This window comes from Anabaena sp. TISTR 8404 (assembly GCF_056847745.1).
Genome location: NZ_CP180578.1, coordinates 2,029,945 through 2,047,051 on the forward strand (window position 1 = coordinate 2,029,945; position 17,107 = coordinate 2,047,051).

14 protein-coding genes are annotated in these 17,107 nt (G+C 40.3%); 8 read left to right on the forward strand and 6 right to left on the reverse strand.

The annotated features are described in order from the left end of the window. Positions 1-45: 45 nt before the first annotated feature. Complete coding sequence (locus ACMX3D_RS08770) at positions 46-582, reverse strand: MgtC/SapB family protein (RefSeq protein ID WP_482751037.1); 537 nt, start codon at positions 580-582, stop codon at positions 46-48. 408 nt (positions 583-990) lie between these two features. On the opposite strand from ACMX3D_RS08770, the gene ssuD reads away from it, so the two are divergent. Continuing rightward, complete coding sequence (ssuD, locus tag ACMX3D_RS08775) at positions 991-2,151, forward strand: FMNH2-dependent alkanesulfonate monooxygenase (RefSeq protein ID WP_482751038.1); 1,161 nt, start codon at positions 991-993, stop codon at positions 2,149-2,151. Between the two features lie 77 nt (positions 2,152-2,228). Beyond that, entirely contained in the window at positions 2,229-2,795 is a 567-nt protein-coding gene (ssuE, locus tag ACMX3D_RS08780; RefSeq protein ID WP_482751039.1) for an NADPH-dependent FMN reductase, read from the forward strand. Here the strand turns inward: ssuE and ACMX3D_RS08785 are convergent. Continuing rightward, positions 2,792-3,013 carry a hypothetical protein gene (locus ACMX3D_RS08785; protein ID WP_482751040.1) on the reverse strand — a complete coding sequence of 74 codons (222 nt, stop codon included), beginning with the start codon at positions 3,011-3,013 and terminating at the stop codon, positions 2,792-2,794. The genes ssuE and ACMX3D_RS08785 overlap by 4 nt on opposite strands. Before the next feature lie 109 nt (positions 3,014-3,122). Between ACMX3D_RS08785 and ACMX3D_RS08790 the strand changes: the two genes are divergently transcribed. Continuing rightward, positions 3,123-3,332: a hypothetical protein gene (locus tag ACMX3D_RS08790; protein ID WP_482751041.1), complete on the forward strand. Its 210-nt coding sequence runs from the start codon at positions 3,123-3,125 to the stop codon at positions 3,330-3,332. 181 nt (positions 3,333-3,513) lie between these two features. Here the strand turns inward: ACMX3D_RS08790 and ilvC are convergent, their stop codons facing one another. Continuing rightward, positions 3,514-4,509 carry a ketol-acid reductoisomerase gene (gene ilvC, locus ACMX3D_RS08795; RefSeq protein WP_482751042.1) on the reverse strand — a complete coding sequence of 332 codons (996 nt, stop codon included), beginning with the start codon at positions 4,507-4,509 and terminating at the stop codon, positions 3,514-3,516. A 378-nt stretch (positions 4,510-4,887) separates the two neighbouring features. On the opposite strand from ilvC, the gene ACMX3D_RS08800 reads away from it, so the two are divergent. The 4 genes from ACMX3D_RS08800 (at position 4,888) to ACMX3D_RS08815 (ending at position 11,983) form a co-directional block, all read left to right on the forward strand. Continuing rightward, a complete protein-coding gene (locus ACMX3D_RS08800) occupies positions 4,888-5,778 on the forward strand; it encodes a DUF4349 domain-containing protein (protein ID WP_482751043.1) in 891 nt (296 codons plus the stop codon). Positions 5,779-5,877: 99 nt separating this feature from the next. Beyond that, positions 5,878-7,410 carry a SagB/ThcOx family dehydrogenase gene (locus ACMX3D_RS08805; RefSeq protein ID WP_482751044.1) on the forward strand — a complete coding sequence of 511 codons (1,533 nt, stop codon included), beginning with the start codon at positions 5,878-5,880 and terminating at the stop codon, positions 7,408-7,410. A gap of 737 nt (positions 7,411-8,147) precedes the next feature. Next, the gene (locus ACMX3D_RS08810) at positions 8,148-10,442 is read left to right on the forward strand and encodes a PAS domain S-box protein (RefSeq protein WP_482751045.1); all 2,295 of its coding nucleotides are present in this window, start codon (positions 8,148-8,150) and stop codon (positions 10,440-10,442) included. Positions 10,443-10,450: 8 nt separating this feature from the next. Then, the gene (locus ACMX3D_RS08815) at positions 10,451-11,983 is read left to right on the forward strand and encodes a hybrid sensor histidine kinase/response regulator (protein ID WP_482751046.1); all 1,533 of its coding nucleotides are present in this window, start codon (positions 10,451-10,453) and stop codon (positions 11,981-11,983) included. Between the two features lie 287 nt (positions 11,984-12,270). On the opposite strand, the gene ACMX3D_RS08820 is transcribed toward ACMX3D_RS08815, so the two are convergent. Both ACMX3D_RS08820 and ACMX3D_RS08825 read right to left on the reverse strand, forming a co-directional pair. After that, positions 12,271-12,456, reverse strand: coding sequence for a hypothetical protein (locus ACMX3D_RS08820; RefSeq protein WP_482751047.1), 186 nt, complete (start codon positions 12,454-12,456; stop codon positions 12,271-12,273). A gap of 56 nt (positions 12,457-12,512) precedes the next feature. Further along, positions 12,513-13,583, reverse strand: a complete 1,071-nt coding sequence (locus tag ACMX3D_RS08825) for a glycosyltransferase family 4 protein (protein ID WP_482751048.1) — start codon at positions 13,581-13,583, stop codon at positions 12,513-12,515. Between the two features lie 459 nt (positions 13,584-14,042). Between ACMX3D_RS08825 and xth the strand changes: the two genes are divergently transcribed. Next, entirely contained in the window at positions 14,043-14,825 is a 783-nt protein-coding gene (xth, locus tag ACMX3D_RS08830; protein ID WP_482751049.1) for an exodeoxyribonuclease III, read from the forward strand. A gap of 53 nt (positions 14,826-14,878) precedes the next feature. Here the strand turns inward: xth and ACMX3D_RS08835 are convergent, their stop codons facing one another. Continuing rightward, the gene (locus ACMX3D_RS08835) at positions 14,879-17,101 is read right to left on the reverse strand and encodes an EAL domain-containing protein (protein WP_482751050.1); all 2,223 of its coding nucleotides are present in this window, start codon (positions 17,099-17,101) and stop codon (positions 14,879-14,881) included. Positions 17,102-17,107 lie beyond the last annotated feature (6 nt).

The window sequence follows — 17,107 nt, forward strand, 5'->3', positions numbered from 1 at the left end:
AAATGTTGGTTTTAGCAGCGATCACGCTTATCTAACATTTTAAATTTAATCATTCTCATCGGACTCAAAGAGATTAACTTTCTCTTGAGTTTGTGTTTTCCCACTCTGCTCAAACTTAAATCTCACTGACTGATTGATGCGTTTTACTCCACTTAGAGTAATCAACGTCAGCACTCCACCTAATAATCCCATTTGCCACAAACCACAGCCAATAGCAGCACCTAACCCTGCGGCTGTCCATACACAAGCAGCTGTAGTTAAATTGCGCACTTTGGGAGCAGCACTTTTTCGAGAGGATTCTTGTAAAATTAATCCCGCTCCGAGAAATCCTACCCCAGTAGCAACTCCTTGAATTGTCCGACTTAACGCATTAGTCGCCGCATAAGGACTATCACCTTCAGCTTGTAAAGGAATCATTACGAACAAGGCTGCACCCATACTTACCAGCATAAATGTTCTCATTCCGGCTGGCCTACCACCTTGCTGACGGTTAAATCCAATCATGCAACCAACTACCAACGCCATCACTAGCCTAAATCCTATATGTGGCCAATCATCAGCATTAACAAACATCGGCCCCATTTTTGTATCTCCTCATGTATAAAACTAAATTTAGTACCTATTCCCAATAGTTGAATGGCTACTTATTGATGAGTGTAAAATAAAGTACGGTAAAACTATTGGCTTTATGTAATTTAAAGACAGTTTAACAAAAATATAACAATAAGTAAATTAATACACACTGAAAAAAAGAAAATGGGGAGTAGGGAATATTGTTCCGTGATTCGCTAACTTGAAAATAGGACAATGCAATGTCACTGCTTTCTATTTCTGATTTCACTAGCATTCTGACTTCTGGTATATCAATAGCTTGTGGCTACCTATTTGAAAAAATCCCTTGCTTACCTGAATTCGATGTGTGATACTCTTTGTTATGCAAGTAAATACGGTAAATCGGTAGAGTTACCGCTTTTAGCAAGGATAAGATTCATGCAGCTACTATGGTTCATCCCTACCCACGGCGATGGGCGCTATTTGGGAACAGCAACGGGCGGCAGGGCTGTTAGCTTTCCGTACTTTCGACAAATTGCACAGGCAGTGGATGACCTGGGTTACACAGGGGCATTGTTACCCACAGGAAGGTCTTGCGAAGATGCCTGGATTGTGGCATCAACTCTAGTATCTTTAACCCAACGAATGCGCTTTTTAGTGGCGATACGTCCGGGGTTGATGTCGCCAACATTAGCCGCGAGGATGGCGGCAACTTTTGACCGTCTTTCTGGTGGAAGGTTGCTGATTAATGTTGTGACTGGTGGCGATCCGGTGGAAGCAGCCGGAGATGGCTTACATTTGAGTCATGATGCACGTTATGAATTAACAGATGAATTTTTGAGGATATGGCGATCGCTCGTCAATAGCGAAACAGTCAGCCTCAAAGGTGAATATCTAGATATTCAAGACGGCAAAATTTTGTTTCCACCTGTCCAGAAACCCTATCCGCCATTGTGGTTTGGCGGTTCTTCTGCGATCGCCCAAAAAATCGCCGCCAAGCACGTAGATGTTTACTTAACTTGGGGTGAACCACCTGCGCAAGTTGCCGAGAAAATTGCCGCAGTTCGCAGACTTGCAGAGATTGAAGGTAGAACTCTGCGGTTTGGCATTCGTCTGCACGTAATTGTGCGGGAAACCGAGAGTGAAGCTTGGGACGCAGCTAATCAATTGATTTGCTATGTGGATGATGAAGCCATTGCCAAAGCCCAAAAAGTTTATGCCAGGATGGATTCTGAAGGGCAACGCCGCATGAGTCAGCTACACAAAGGTAGTCGGGAAGCACTAGAAATTAGTCCGAATTTGTGGGCTGGTGTAGGTTTAGTGCGCGGTGGTGCAGGTACAGCATTGGTAGGCGATCCTGATACAGTCGCCGCTAGGATGTTGGAATATGCAGACTTGGGAATTGAAACATTTATTCTTTCCGGCTATCCCCATTTAGAAGAAGCTTATCGCGTCGCTGAATTATTATTTCCCCGTTTGCCTTTAACTCATTTGCCCAAAGTCGAAGAACAACACGTTTTAAGTCCCTTTGGCGAGATTGTTGCTAATGAAGAATTCCTGAAGCAGCAGTCACAGCAAAAAGCTGCCTCCATATCCTAATGAGTGAAGGAATGGGAGTAATAGCGCAAACCAAAAAAACAAAATCACCGTGAATTATAAAATAGGAGTTTAATTATATGACTCGGATTCTAGCGATCGCTGGTAGTCCTTCCCATCCTTCCAGAACCTACGGAATTTTGGAATATGCAACCAAACTATTAGAAAAAGAAGGCTTACATATAGATATTATTTCCGTGCGGGATATACCTGCGGAAGATTTAGTGTTTGGCAAATATGATAGCCCCGCCTTAGAACAACCCAAAGCTTTATTAGCCCAAGCCGACGGGATAATTATTGCTACCCCAATCTACAAAGCTGCTTACACAGGCGTACTCAAATCATTTTTAGACTTACTACCCCAAAAATCATTCACAGGAAAAGTCGTGTTACCTCTGGCGACTGGTGGCACAATTGCCCATTTGTTAGCCATTGAGTATGCCCTCAAACCCATCCTTGGAGAGTTAGGCGCACGGCATATTCTTGCCACCGTATATGCAGTAGACAAACAAATTCAAAAGCAAGCCGATGATAGCGTCCAGCTAGATGAAGAACTCGAACAAAGGCTGAAAGATGTGCTGCAAGAATTCGTCAAAGCTGTGAAATTCTCTGCTATTGAATCTCCACAACTAGCACACGCCAACTAACGCACAAGTTTATACCTCCGCTTACTTGCTACAGATGGGTAAATTTTATCCATCTGTTTTCTTTTTGGTAAAAGAACGTGAGTTCTATCAACCTCTCCCCAACCCCTCTCTGCTTCAGGGAGAGAGTTGGAGAGGGGTTTTTTCAGTCCGTCGAACTCACGTTTTGTTACTGCCCAAGAAGTTGATTTTCTGGCTTCATTAAATGTAATCAATCTCATGATCAGTCTGCTCATAAATTATGTATAATCTCAAGCAATGCAGACTAGTCAATAATATAAACACCAAGTTTAACTTTAATTACTGATAATTTTTAATAAACTTAAGGCTATGATTTCTCAAGATTATGATTCCATCTATGCTGTTGATGAAATGCTTAGAAAAATCAGAATTAAGGAAAGTCAATTAAAAATTGCCAAAGAATCTAATATGGTTTATACATCTGAAGCCTTAAATAATCAAATATTAGATTTACGGCGTAAGTTATCTGAAGCCCAAGACCCAGAAATGCAAGCATTGATGAGTTTGCTAGAAGATTAAATTAATAAACAGTTGTAGTTTTGTAGAGACGCGATTAACTGCGTCTCTACAATGAAATATCTCAGGTTCGTAACTTTTAGCAGATTGCAGGTGAATGAGGTACAAATTTTTAGAACAAAGCTATATATCAATAGACTTTCATCTCTGTTCCCTGTTTTCTGTTCCCTGTTCCCTGCTGTAATTAGACTTTTTTCAACCAGCTAAACATTGCCCGTAGGTCTTTACCAACTGCTTCAATGGGATGTTCGGCTTCTTGACGGCGCATTGCGGTAAATCCTGGTTTACCAGCTTGATTCTCTAAAACGAATTCACGGGCGAATTGTCCTGATTGAATTTCGCGGAGAATTTTGCGCATTTCGGCTTTGGTTTGTTCGTTGACAACTCTGGGGCCGCGAGTGTAGTCACCATATTCTGCGGTGTTAGAAATGCTATCGCGCATTGTAGCTAAACCACCTTCTACAACCAAGTCAACAATCAATTTGACTTCGTGCAGACATTCAAAATAAGCCAACTCTGGTTGATAACCAGCTTCTACCAAAGTTTCAAAACCAGCTTTAATTAATGCACTCAAACCACCACATAATACTGCTTGTTCACCGAACAAATCAGTTTCAGTTTCTTCACGGAAAGTGGTTTCGAGAATACCAGCACGAGTTCCACCAATACCTCTAGCGTAAGCCATCGCGCGATCGCGTGCCTGACCACTAGCATTTTGATAAACAGCAAACAAAGCAGGTACGCCTTGCCCTTGTTCATAAGTCCGTCGCACCAAATGACCAGGGCCTTTGGGTGCTACCATCACCACATCTACATCAGCAGGTGGTATAACTTGTCCAAAATGAATATTAAAGCCGTGAGCAAAAGCCAACACATTTCCGGCTTCTAAATTAGGTTCAATTTCGTTTTTATAAACTGTTTTTTGCACTTCATCCGGTAACAAAATCATGATGAAGTCAGCTGCTTTAGCAGCATCTGCAACATTTTTTACGGTTAAGCCAGCGGCTTCGGCTTTTTGTGCTGACTTACTGCCCGGATATAGCCCCACAATCACATTCAAACCGCTATCTTTCAAATTCAGGGCATGAGCATGACCTTGGGAACCATAGCCGATAATAGCAATAGTTTTTCCAGCCAAAAGGTCTAAATTGGCATCTTCGTCATAGTACATCCGGGCCATAGAAGCATCTCCTGTCAGCAAGCATCATGATTATTTATAGGCAGGTTTTTGATTTTACCCCAAATTGTGTAACTACAGATAAGCTACGAAACATCAAAATTTCGGCGTTGCTGATTAATGGGATGAATTTAGTTTCGCGCAAAGGCGCAAAGACGCGAAAAATCGATTTTTTACTGTGATTAAATATCTTAAATTTATACCGCATTTATGCAACGCCGAAAATTGCTATGATTTCTTTTCGATTCTTAGCTAGATTTTATATACGCAAGCATCATACACAGCCACTGCAAAATACTTGTTACATAAATTGCAACAATTCCTACTTAGAAATTTTCCTCGGTGATACTGAAATTACTTTCATCCATCCGAGGCTAGATTATGAATTTTTCTCTACCATTACCACGCAAATCTGCTTTATTTGGGAGTGTTTTACTGGGAGGAGTTGTTTTCACCAGTTGTGCTGCTGCGCCGCAAAATTTTTCTACCAAATCATTACCGCCAAGTTCAGCCGAAAGTCAATTAGCAGGTCAACCAGCAGCTGATATTGCTGGTAATGTCGCCTCACCCAGCCGGGCGCGTCCTCAATTAATTAAAAAAGCCACAATGAAAATCGTGGTGAACTCCGTCGAAAAAAGTATTGATGCTGTTTCAGAAATTATTGCAAAACAACAAGGTGATTTAATTGGGTTAAACGAACGCCAACCAACTAAAGAAAATTCACGTCACACTGCATCTATACAGCTGCGAGTGCCGCAGAACTTGTTGGAATCTACATTAGAAGAATTAGCTAAATTAGGTACAATAGAAAGTCGTAATATTACGGCAGAAGACGTAGGCGATCGCTTGGTAGATTTCCAAGCTAGATTAACTAACCTCCGTAAAACTGAAGCTAATTTACAAAAAATTATGGATCGGGCTGGTTCCGTGCGCGATGTGTTAAGTGTTGCTCAAGAACTTAGTCAAGTCAGACAATCTATCGAGCAAATTGACGCTCAACTCAAAAACTTACAAAATCAAGTCGCCTACTCCACTATTACCCTTAACCTCGAAGCAGCTGTATCTAGTACCAGTCCTCAACGTGCAGTAGGTTCACAAATTCAAGAAACTTGGAACAAATCTACCCAATCTCTAGGCAGCTTTACTGTTGGTTTATTAAAGTTGGGTATATGGTTAATGGTTTACACTCCTTATTTGCTCATTTTAGCTGCGGGTGTCTACGGTTTTCTACGTTGGCGGCGCACCCATACACCAGGAGAAACTAGAAATTAAGAACCTGACTCTTTCATGGGATTGTACCGCTTAACACGAAATAATGAGGCAGATGAATGCCAAGATCAAAAAAGAAAGCCCTAGGGTATTGAAAGTACTATGCCAGAAATACACCAATCTATTGCTCAGCACTACCACGAACGTACTAAATATGACCCTGAAACCCTAGCCTCGAAAAATCAAAGGCTAGACTGGGCTAAGCAGCCAGTACCTTTTAAAGAGTATAAAATTGGCTCGGCTTTTGATCTTAAACCCTACTTGCAAGAAACGTTAGAACCCTTGGCTGCTCAAACAGATGCAGGGTGGTGGCAAAGACTGTCTCGCTTACTGTTTCGCAGCTACGGATTAACTGCCAGAATGCCTTCTATGGGTAGTGCAGTTTATTTGCGTTCTGCACCCAGCGCTGGCGGGTTGTATCCGGCTGAGGTGTATGTAGTTTCTCGCGGTACACCGTTTCTCCCACCAGGGCTTTATAACTATCAGTGTCGCACTCATTCATTGATGCTGTATTGGGAAAATGATGTCTGGCAAGCTTTGCAAGATGCCTGTTTTTGGCACCCTGCTTTAGAAAGTACCCAATTAGCAATTGTGGTGACTGCGGTGTTTTATCGTTCAGCTTGGCGTTATGAAGACAGGGCTTATCGACGCATTTTTCTCGATACAGGACATTTGTTGGGGAATATTGAGTTAGCAAGTGCTATTACTGATTACCGTCCCCACTTGATTGGTGGTTTTGTTGATGAAGCGGTAAATGATTTGTTATATATTGATCCCCAACAAGAAGGTGCGATCGCAGTCCTCGCTCTGGCAGACTTATTAGATATCAAACAAAATTTGCCTACGGGATGTACGGCTTTACCTTCAGCTACAGAAACTAATTATCCCTACATCCCTGATGGCGAATTGCTGAAATATTTCCATCGTCACACTCAAATTCAACCAGGTGTCACCGGTAAGCTGAATTTACCAGCTGTCAAACAAGAAAAGTCTTTGGAAGATAAATATAATTTTCCCTTTTGTCTAAAGATTCCCACAGTTACCACACCGATAGATTGGGGTGAAAATCTTTCAGGGTTAGAACTTACCATTCACAAGCGCCGTTCTACCCGTGCTTACAGTGGCGAAGATTTAACTTTTGATGAATTGAAGGCTTTACTTGATTTCACCTACCAACCACAAAATTACATTGACCAAAATCTTGACAGATCTCCCGACTACTTTGACCTTAACTTAATTGAAACATTCATTGCAGTTTGTGGAGTCAAAGGTCTGGAATCTGGCTGTTATTATTACGCACCCAAAGCCCAAGAACTACGGCAGATTCGGTTTAAAAACTTTCGGCGAGAGTTACACTTTCTCTGTTTGGGACAAGATTTAGGCAGAGATGCAGCCGCAGTTGTTTTTCATACCGCAGACCTGAAAGCAGCTATTGCTCAGTACGGCGATCGCGTTTATCGTTACTTACATATGGATGCTGGGCATTTGGGTCAACGCTTAAATTTAGCCGCAGTTAATCTAAATTTGGGTGTCAGCGGTATCGGTGGCTTCTTTGACGACAAAGTAAACGAAGTTTTAGGTATCCCTACTGATGAAGCCGTCCTCTACATCACTACCTTGGGCAGGCCACGGTAAAACCATGCATACAAACACAGAGGTTGCTCAAAATCTCTGTGTTTTCCTCTGTAGTTCCACCACTAATCTATACTTTAGTTTTCTAGACCTTTATTTAGTGCCGATTTAATTTCATCTCTAGTGATAGATTTTAATAAAAACTAGAAGTCTGATTCTTTTTATTTTTGATTATTGTTAAAATCTTGTTGGCTAAATTATATAGTATGTTTTCAAGCCGCTTATTAGATATGATGATGGCAGTGTTTGTATAAAACTGGAGTTAAAAATAAGTCCGCTGTTATTATTCTGCTACTGGCAAAGACTCAGTTTAGCAATAACTAGTGCCGCATTAGCATATATAAAAAGTTTGGTTTTATATAACTTAATACTTGGGGTGAAAAGTACCATCTAGAATTTAATTACCTATACCCTATAAAACACAGCAGAATTCAGAAGTAATGAGTCATACTAAGAATAGTCTTTATGCGTAAATCTGAGACATAAATGGTGTACTTTACTAACTTGAAATCTGCTGGAAATAAACTAACATACAAAACCATAATTAAGATGCTATCGCATATCGCCTATTATGTATGTAAAAAAAATGAGATTGTTTTGTTATTATTTTTGTACATAAAACTGCTCATACAATCTTTGATATTAAAAAAAATAAGCTTTAAATTCATTACAATAGCAAATGTTTAAAATTCCAATTCACTAAGTTAATAAATTTATTTCAAAACAATATTAATAATTATATGAATATTGATTTGCTATTTAATAATAATCCCTCTCCTATTTGGATATACGATAGAGATAGTCTAAATTTTTTAAATGTCAATGAAGCTGCAATTAGTAAATATGGTTATTCAAAAACAGAATTTCTGCAAATGCAGATTACTGACATTTACCCTGCGGAATATAAACCAGTTTTATTAGAAAATTTAGCTAATAATCACAATAATTTAACTTTTGATTATCAATGTAGACATTATTCCAAAGATGGAGAATTCATCGAGGTTGAAATCATAACACATACTTTAGAATACAATTCTAAAAAGGCTCATTTAGTTTATATTACAGATATTACAAGGTATAAAGAAAAAGAAGAAAATTTCCTGATAAATGAAGGGATGTTTAGAGCGATCGCCGAAGTCATACCTGTCCCTTTAATGATTTCAAGAATATCTGATGGTTTAATTTTAAATGCGAATCAAGAATTTTGGAAAGCATTTCGTTGTGCTTCAGAAGATGTAGCTAATTGTCCAGTCGCAGATATTTATCACGATATAGCTGAGTCCCAAAGCCTTGTAAAAGAACTAGAAAAACAAGGCGCGTTGCATAATTACGAAATACTGCTCAAAAGAGCAGATGGAACTTCTTTTTGGGCAATTGCTTCACTGCGATATTTAACATTTAATGGTGAGTCAGGAATCTTAGCTGTATTATCTGACATCACAGACCGCAAAAATACAGAAGCACAACTCAAAGAACAAAACGAATTACTTCAAAGTATTTTTGAGCGAATTCCATTGATGATTGCCCTAATTGATACAGCAGGAAAATTGCACTGGGTAAATCAAGAATGGGAAAAAATTCTTGGCTGGAAAATGGAAGAGTTTCAAACTCGTGATTTGCTATCAGAACTATATCCTAACCCAGAAGAGCGTGAATATGCGATTAATTTTATTCAGTCAGCAGAACACACTTGGGGTGATTTTAGAACTAAGGTGCGCAATGGTAACATAATAGATACATCTTGGACAAATATTAATTTACCTAATGGTCAAATAATCGGTATTGGGCAAGATATCACAGAGCGTAAGCAAACCGAGCGAGCCTTAATTACACAGTTAGAACGAGAAAAATTAATGCGAACTGTGATCCAGCGAATTCATCAATCTTTGGATTTGCAAGATATTCTCAATGCTACAGTTCAAGAAGTCCGACATTTGCTGCAAGTCGAGCGAGTAGTTGTTTATCAGTTTGCTCCCGATATGAGTGGTAAGGTTGTAGCAGAATCAGTAGAGTCGGGATGGACACAATCTATAGGTGTACAAATTGAAGATACTTGTTTTCAGACTGGAGCAGGAGTAGAGTATTATCAAGGACGTAAACAAGCGATCGCCAATATTTACGAAGCCGGACTGACAGATTGTCATATTCAACTGTTAGAACAATTTGAAGTTAAAGCTAATTTAGTTGTACCCATCTTATTAGAAGTAGGTGGAGAAAATACTGGCCCTCACCTTTGGGGTTTACTGGTAGCGCATCAATGTTCTAGTCCCAGAGAATGGGAAGAAAATCAATTAGACTTGCTTGATCAACTGTCAGTGACAATTGCGATCGCTATTCAACAATCTAGTATATTTCAGCAAGCCCAAACCGAATTAGCCGAACGACAAAAAGCAGAAATGCAATTGAGAAGTGCTTTAGCTGAAAAAGAAATTTTGCTGCAAGAAGTACATCATCGCGTCAAAAATAACTTGCAAATTGTCTCTAGTTTATTACAACTCCAGTCTCAAACTCTCAAAGACCCAGAGGTAATTCGAGTTTTCCGAGAAAGTCAAAATCGCATTGATTCTATCTCGCTAATTCACAAAAATCTCTACACTGCGCCGAACATTGGCCAATTAGATATAGTTGACTATATTCAGAGTTTAGCAACTAGCATTTTAATATCTTACCAATTAGGCCCAGAAAGAATTGGCTTAGAAACTAATATTGAAGCAGTCAGTCTCAATGTTGATCAAGCGATCGCTTGTGGCTTGATCATTAACGAATTACTCTCGAACTCGCTGAAACACGCTTTTCCAAATGAGCAAAATGGCATAATAATTATTTCTCTGCAAAATATTGGTGAACATATCAAAATGTCTATTCAAGACAATGGTATCGGCATACCAAATGATTTAGATTGGAATAATACTAATTCTTTAGGTTTATCTTTAGTTTATGACTTAGTTACAGAACAACTTGAAGGCAGCATTACTTTAGAACGTCAGCATGGCACAGCGTTTACCATCCTATTTCCTCAGTTAATTTTGCAGTGATATTTCCAATGGAGCAAGTGAGAATTTTAGTAGTTGAAGATGAAGTCATAGTTGCCAGAACCATTGCTAACCAACTGAATCAGCTAGGATATACAGTAATTGGTACAGCTTCTTCCGGACAAGCGGCCATTGCTAAGGCGTTAGAGAGCAAACCAGAATTAGTTTTAATGGATGTCATCTTAAAAGGTGAGATGGATGGAATTACGGCTGCATCTCAAATTCGGGAGCAGTTAGATATTCCAGTCATATTTCTCACTGCGTATGGAGATGATAACACTGTACAGCGAGCCAAAAATACTCAACCATTTGGATATATCATTAAACCATTTACCCCAAAAGATTTACGTATAGCCATTGAAATTGGTTTATTAAAACACGAATTAGAACGTGACTTAAGAGAGAACCGAGACCGATTAGCAACTTTGTTAAACTCCATGAGTGATGCAGTAATTGCCACAAATGAACAAGGAATTGTCACATTTATCAACCCGGCGGCGGAGTTACTAACTGGTTGGAAGCAAGCAGATGCGTTGGGAAAAGATATATCTAAAATTTTTCAACTAATTGATGAAGTTACGGAAACTTCTTTAGAAAACCCTGTGAAAAAAGTTCTGCGAGAAAGGCAAGTAGTTTATTTAGATGACTTTACATCACTGATTACTAAAAACGGCTCTAGAGTACCTATTGGTGATAGTGCTTCCCCAATAATGCGCCAGCCTGGACAGATAAATGGTGTCGTAGTTGTTTTTTGGGATCTCAGCGAACGGCGACAAGCGCAATTACTAGAACAAGCCTTACATAAAGAGAGAGAACTGAACAAACTGAAATCGTTATTTATCTCTACTGTTTCTCATGAATTTCGCAATCCCTTAAGTGTGATTCAATCCTCAGTGGAACTAATTGAACTGCAAGGAGAAAACTTAACAGCAGAGAAAAGAAAGACTTACTTAAACCGCATTAATGGCGCTGTGCAATCTATGAAACAACTCATGGAAGACGTGCTGTTTATGGGCAAATCAGAAGTCGGTAAATTGGAGTGCCATCCTAAACCATTGCATCTGGAAGAATTTTGTCGAGAATTGATCGCAGAATTTACCACAATTCATCCTAGCGCGTCGGCAATTATTTTTAACTGTGATAGCGATCGCACAGACGCGTGCATGGATGAACAACTATTACGTTACATAATTACTAATTTACTAACTAACGCTGTCAAATACTCTCCCGAAGGTGGCAACATCACATTTGCTTTAACTTGTGACCAAATTGAAAATACAGCTATTTTTCGCATTCAAGACCAAGGAATTGGCATTCCCGAAGCAGATCAAGGGCGGCTATTTGAATCATTTTATCGAGCTTCCAATGTACAATCCATTCCCGGTACAGGGCTAGGATTAGTCATTGTGAAAAAGTGTGTAGAAGCTCATCAAGGTCAAGTCAACCTCAACAGTCAAACTGGTGTCGGCACTACATTCACAATTACTTTGCCATTAAATTATCAAAACAGTATTCAGGAGCCAGAAGTCAGAATTCACTTATGAATTCTGCACAACTGCTCGATGAATCAATAAGTTGAAAATCACCACTATTCAAGGGGCGACAATGTTTAAATGCCATAGCTCTTATACTGCAAGTGCTTTAGCATCTTTGTCGCTCTTTTATTAGCAAGATTAGGACTTACGCAATGAGACGAAAAATCAAGGGTTTGAGCAAGGGTGTAAGGGTGTAGGGGTATAGGGGTGTATGTATCCAAAACCCTTACACCCAATACCCTTTCACCCCTAAACCCAATCTCCACAGACAATCTTGGTGCGTAAGTCCTGAAGATTTAGGAATTTACCGTTGGCTGAGTTAGCACACCGGTATTCCGAGTCTCTCCATTATTTAAGCGATTAATTGTTAACAGCGGTACTTCTTGTCGGCACGACAGGCAAAACCAATACAGTTCACCATGACGGACATGACGCAGTAGGGAACCACCGCAACACGGGCAAGTGTTGGCTCGCATACTCATTCCAATGTCCTCCTCAAAATAAAGTTGATGTTAAACGCAGGTAAAAAGGTTGTAATTTATAGCCGAACTTTAGCGGACTGGATGTTGTAACCGTCTAGGTTGATGCGATTTTTAATAATTTGTTTGTAGACTGTTTCGTAGCCGTCAACCATTTGAGTAACGCTAAATTTATTTTTGACGTGTTCTCTACAAGTGTGGCGATTTAGTTCCAAAGCGGCGGGAATCATGGCTGCCATTTCTTCATAGTTTTGGCAGATAAAACCTGTTTGACCTTGAACAATCACCTCCGGTACAGAACCAAAGTTCATAGCAATGACTGGTGTACCAGCGGCCATTGATTCAATCATCACCAAACCAAAGGGTTCTTGCCAAGAAATGGGAAAAAGCGTAATCGCAGCATTGCCCAGAAGTTCAGCTTTTTCGGTGTGGTTGATTTCACCGAGATATTCAATTTGCTGACCATCGATTTGGGGAGCAATCTCTTGTTCAAAAAACTTCGAGTCTGCGACATCAACTTTTCCGGCCATTTTTAAGCGCCAACCAGTTTGCTTTGCAATTGCGATCGCTTGGTGTGGCCCTTTTTCAGGAGAAAAACGTCCTAAAAATGCCAAATATGGCGGTTCTGTTGGTTGGGCTATAAACGGATAATCGGCAAGCTGAATTCCGTTATAGACTGTGGCAACATAATTTAAATGAATTTGCCTTTGGGCGTTACTAATGCTGACGTATGGTTGCTTTTGATGGTGACTGTAGACGTTAACGTTGTCTTTTGTAAAATTGCTATGCAAAGTATGCACTGTCGGAGTTGAAACCAAACTCGCCAAAGGTAATGCCGAAATTCCCACATGAGAATGAATGATATCGAATTCCGCTGCTTGTTGATAAGCTTGGCTCAGTTCTAACATTTCATACACTGCATACTCTTTGACATTACTGTCTAAACGTAATGCTCGTGGATAAATTGCTGCTAAACGAGCCAGAGTTTGTGAATCGCCAGCAGCAAACAAAGTTACTTCATGACCGCGACGCACTAATTCATCGGTCAAGCGACTCACTACCAGTTCAATTCCTCCATAATTTGGAGGCGGAACTCGTTCCCATAAGGGGGCTACCTGAGCAATTTTCATAAATTGTTTTGGTTCGGACTGTAAAAAAGTCTTTTTGTAAAGATTATTAAAATCTTTAATGGAAGACAAAGCATTTTTACTGACTCTTTTAAGATTTCAATTAACTTAACTGACTCTCAAGAGTGCAACATTAGTTAACAGTAACGTCAAAGCCTACCGATACATTTAAGACCATTTACATTTTGTAGCCACTAAGTGCCTACCCCTATAAAATATAACTCACGTTCCTTTGATTTCATCTACCTGGGGGATCAGAATTAGTTAGGATATTTTGTAGCAGAACTTACAAAAAGATAGATTTTGTAGCCGAAAATACTAAAAATCCATACCGGGATCAATTTTCCAGCAACCTTAATCTAAGTAAAAATCGGCAATTGCGAGGATCATTAACATAAAGATTAAATAATACTAAAATTTTGATAATTGAGAATATCATGCATTAGTTCGATAAATAACTAAATGAAAATTGTTACTTGGAATGTTAATTCAATTCGCACTCGTCTAGAGCAAGTGATCAATTGGTTAAGCCAAAATCCTGTAGATGTGCTTTGTTTACAAGAGACAAAAGTCATCGATGCTGACTTTCCGCGATCGCCTTTTACAGAATTAGGCTATCACCTCTACATATCAGGACAAAAAGCTTATAACGGTGTTGCCCTGATTTCCCGTCAACCTCTAACAGATGTTTCTTGTGGATTCACAGCAATATTGCCGCAGTTGGAACCAGAATGGGATGAGCAAAAACGCGTAATTACAGGTGTGATCGATGGCATTCGGATTGTAAATTTATATGTCCCTAACGGTTCAGCTGTTGGTAGTGAAAAATATGAATTTAAGTTACGTTGGTTAACTGTGCTGCGGGAGTATTTACAATTCTTGCTCAAATCACATCCAGCCATTTGCGTTTGTGGTGACTTCAATATTGCGCTGGAGTCGATAGATATTCACGACAAAGTAAATCCAGAAAATCATATTATGGCTTCGGAAGCAGAACGCCAAGCCTTACGAGATGTGCTGGAATTAGGCTTTGCCGATGCTTTTCGCAAATTCACTTCTGAAGCTGGACATTACAGTTGGTGGGATTATCGCACAGCCGCCTTTCGCCGCAACTTAGGTTGGCGAATTGATCATCACTATCTCACACCAGTTTTATACGATCGCGCCAAAAGTTGCACCATCGATGTTAGTCCCAGAAAATTACCCCAACCCAGTGACCATGCACCAGTGATTGTGGAATTTTAGTCAGTAGTAATTATGAACTATGTAACCTAATCTAAAATAAATCAAAAATTGATTCACTCAGCACTCAGAACTGTTTCGCAGTTCATCTGCACGACACAATTTCTTCCTTGAGCTTTTGCCTGGTAGAGTCCTTGATCAGCGGCGGCGATTAAGGTTGCAGGAGATGATTTGCTATCAGGGATGATGGTTGCTACGCCCAGACTGAGGGTAATGAGTTGAGTGACTTGAGAATTTGGATGGGGCAGTTGTAATGCATTAACATTAGTTTGAATTTCTCTGGCAACTGCGATCGCACCTTCAGCATCTGTGTTGGGCAAAATAATCGCAAATTCTTCGCCACCATACCGCGCCACTAAATCAGCAGGGCGTTTAACTGCCTGAGAAATGGCCTTAGCAACGTTTCTCAGGGCATCATCTCCTGCCAGATGCCCATGAGTATCGTTGTACAATTTAAAGCAATCAACATCACACAAAATTAAAGATAAGCAAGCTTGTTCCCGTGCCAATCGTTGCCATTCGGCGTTGAGTGTATCATCAAAGCAACGGCGATTTGCCACTTGCGTTAGACCATCAGAAGCCGCAAGGCGCTGTAATTCTTGGTTTGCTTGTTGCAATTTATGGTAAAGCTCTGATTGCTGAATCGCGATCGCAGCTTGACTTGCTAACTGGTTAAATAAGTTAATCTCTGATTGCTGCCATTCTCTAGTACTACTGCATTGATGAGCAATCAATAGTCCCCACAAACAATCTTTTTGTAAGATAGGCACAACCAAATTTGCCCGGATTTGTAAACTCCGCAACAGTTCCACATGACAAGGCGATAGTCCTTCTGTTTCAATATTTTCAATTGCTCTACTATTGCCTTGTTGGTAGTAATCTGCATGGGTGGATTGAAAGCAGGTATCCATAACATTAAATCCCAGAATGGACATCCATCCTGCCGCTAAGGACTCTACAGCAACTAACCCACTCCAGTCTGGCTCAAACCGATAAATTACTACTCTGTCTACAGCAAATAGTTGTCGCACTTCATCAGCTGTAGTTTGTAAAATCTCACTTAACTCTAGAGATTGGCGGATGCGTTGGGTAACAGCAGCAACAATCCGTTCAGATTCACTTTGGTGTTGTACCTGTTGCTTGATTGGCTGACCAGATACCGATGCTACACTTAAGGCGATCGCATCAAAGTGAGGAGTGGTCATCACCGGCACAGCACTTGGTTTACCAATCAAATAACCTTGAGCAAAAGTTGCCCCTCGTTCTCTTAACCAGTTCAGTTCCTCAATGCACTCAATTCCTTCTGCAACAGTACGGATATTTAACTTTTGCGTAATTTCAAGGATTTTCTCGGTAATTGAACCTTTATACAAATCTTGATGTACATCTCGAATTAACTCCATGTCTAACTTGATAAAGTCTGGACGTAACTGATGCAGTAAGTTCAAACTGGAGTAACCAGAACCAAGGTCATCAAGAGCAACTAAAAAGCCAGCATTTCGATAGTATTGCAGCACTGCTTTGAGGTGGGCTAAATCTTGAGGATTGTCTGACTCCACAACTTCAAAGACAACCCGATCATGGGAAATACCTGCTTGATCAATGGCCTCGACTGTACTGCGTAAGCAAGAAGCAGGGTCATAAAGCGCTGTTGGGGAAAAATTGATGAAGATTTTACCATTGGCTTGATGGCGGCTGAATTGAGCGATCGTGCTGAGGCGGGCGAGTCGGTCAAGTTGTGGTAGCAGTCCGGCTTCGGTTGCTAATTCTAAGATTGGTACTGGAGACAGTAAATTACCTTGTTCATCCAGTCCTCTTAACAGGGATTCATAGCCATAAATCTGCGAAGTATCCTGAATTGAGACGATGGGTTGAAAGTGACTAGTGAATTTTTCTTTTGCCAGCATTTCTACTAGCCAATCAGACTGATTGAACTTAATGAAGCGTTGTAATGAGGCAATGTCACTAAAATCTTGTAGTTGAGGTTGGATAGCGCCACGAATGAACAGAACTTGGGTTTCTCTCAATTCTCTTGGTGCCAGAAGTTGGGCTAAGTTGTAGGCAATTTCTTGAGCTTGTCCGGGTTGACAGTCTAAACTTAAACCTGGACGCTCCTGCATCAGTTCATACTCTATGGCAAACTGCCGCAGGTAGGCGGTAACTTTTGTTAGGGTATGGGGAACGGGAAACCAGAGAAAAAGTCTGCCTGCTTCCTTAGTTTGGCAACGTGCAAGATGACGACAAGCACAAGTTTTGGAAGTAGGAGATTTCTGGCTCATAGGTGA

Coding starts and splice junctions, on each gene's coding strand:
- ACMX3D_RS08770 (WP_482751037.1), bottom strand. CDS start 582: ATGGGGCCGATGTTTGTTAATGCTGATGATTGGCCACATATAGGATTT.
- ssuD (WP_482751038.1), top strand. CDS start 991: ATGCAGCTACTATGGTTCATCCCTACCCACGGCGATGGGCGCTATTTG.
- ssuE (WP_482751039.1), top strand. CDS start 2,229: ATGACTCGGATTCTAGCGATCGCTGGTAGTCCTTCCCATCCTTCCAGA.
- ACMX3D_RS08785 (WP_482751040.1), bottom strand. CDS start 3,013: ATGAGATTGATTACATTTAATGAAGCCAGAAAATCAACTTCTTGGGCA.
- ACMX3D_RS08790 (WP_482751041.1), top strand. CDS start 3,123: ATGATTTCTCAAGATTATGATTCCATCTATGCTGTTGATGAAATGCTT.
- ilvC (WP_482751042.1), bottom strand. CDS start 4,509: ATGGCCCGGATGTACTATGACGAAGATGCCAATTTAGACCTTTTGGCT.
- ACMX3D_RS08800 (WP_482751043.1), top strand. CDS start 4,888: ATGAATTTTTCTCTACCATTACCACGCAAATCTGCTTTATTTGGGAGT.
- ACMX3D_RS08805 (WP_482751044.1), top strand. CDS start 5,878: ATGCCAGAAATACACCAATCTATTGCTCAGCACTACCACGAACGTACT.
- ACMX3D_RS08810 (WP_482751045.1), top strand. CDS start 8,148: ATGAATATTGATTTGCTATTTAATAATAATCCCTCTCCTATTTGGATA.
- ACMX3D_RS08815 (WP_482751046.1), top strand. CDS start 10,451: ATGGAGCAAGTGAGAATTTTAGTAGTTGAAGATGAAGTCATAGTTGCC.
- ACMX3D_RS08820 (WP_482751047.1), bottom strand. CDS start 12,456: ATGAGTATGCGAGCCAACACTTGCCCGTGTTGCGGTGGTTCCCTACTG.
- ACMX3D_RS08825 (WP_482751048.1), bottom strand. CDS start 13,583: ATGAAAATTGCTCAGGTAGCCCCCTTATGGGAACGAGTTCCGCCTCCA.
- xth (WP_482751049.1), top strand. CDS start 14,043: ATGAAAATTGTTACTTGGAATGTTAATTCAATTCGCACTCGTCTAGAG.
- ACMX3D_RS08835 (WP_482751050.1), bottom strand. CDS start 17,101: ATGAGCCAGAAATCTCCTACTTCCAAAACTTGTGCTTGTCGTCATCTT.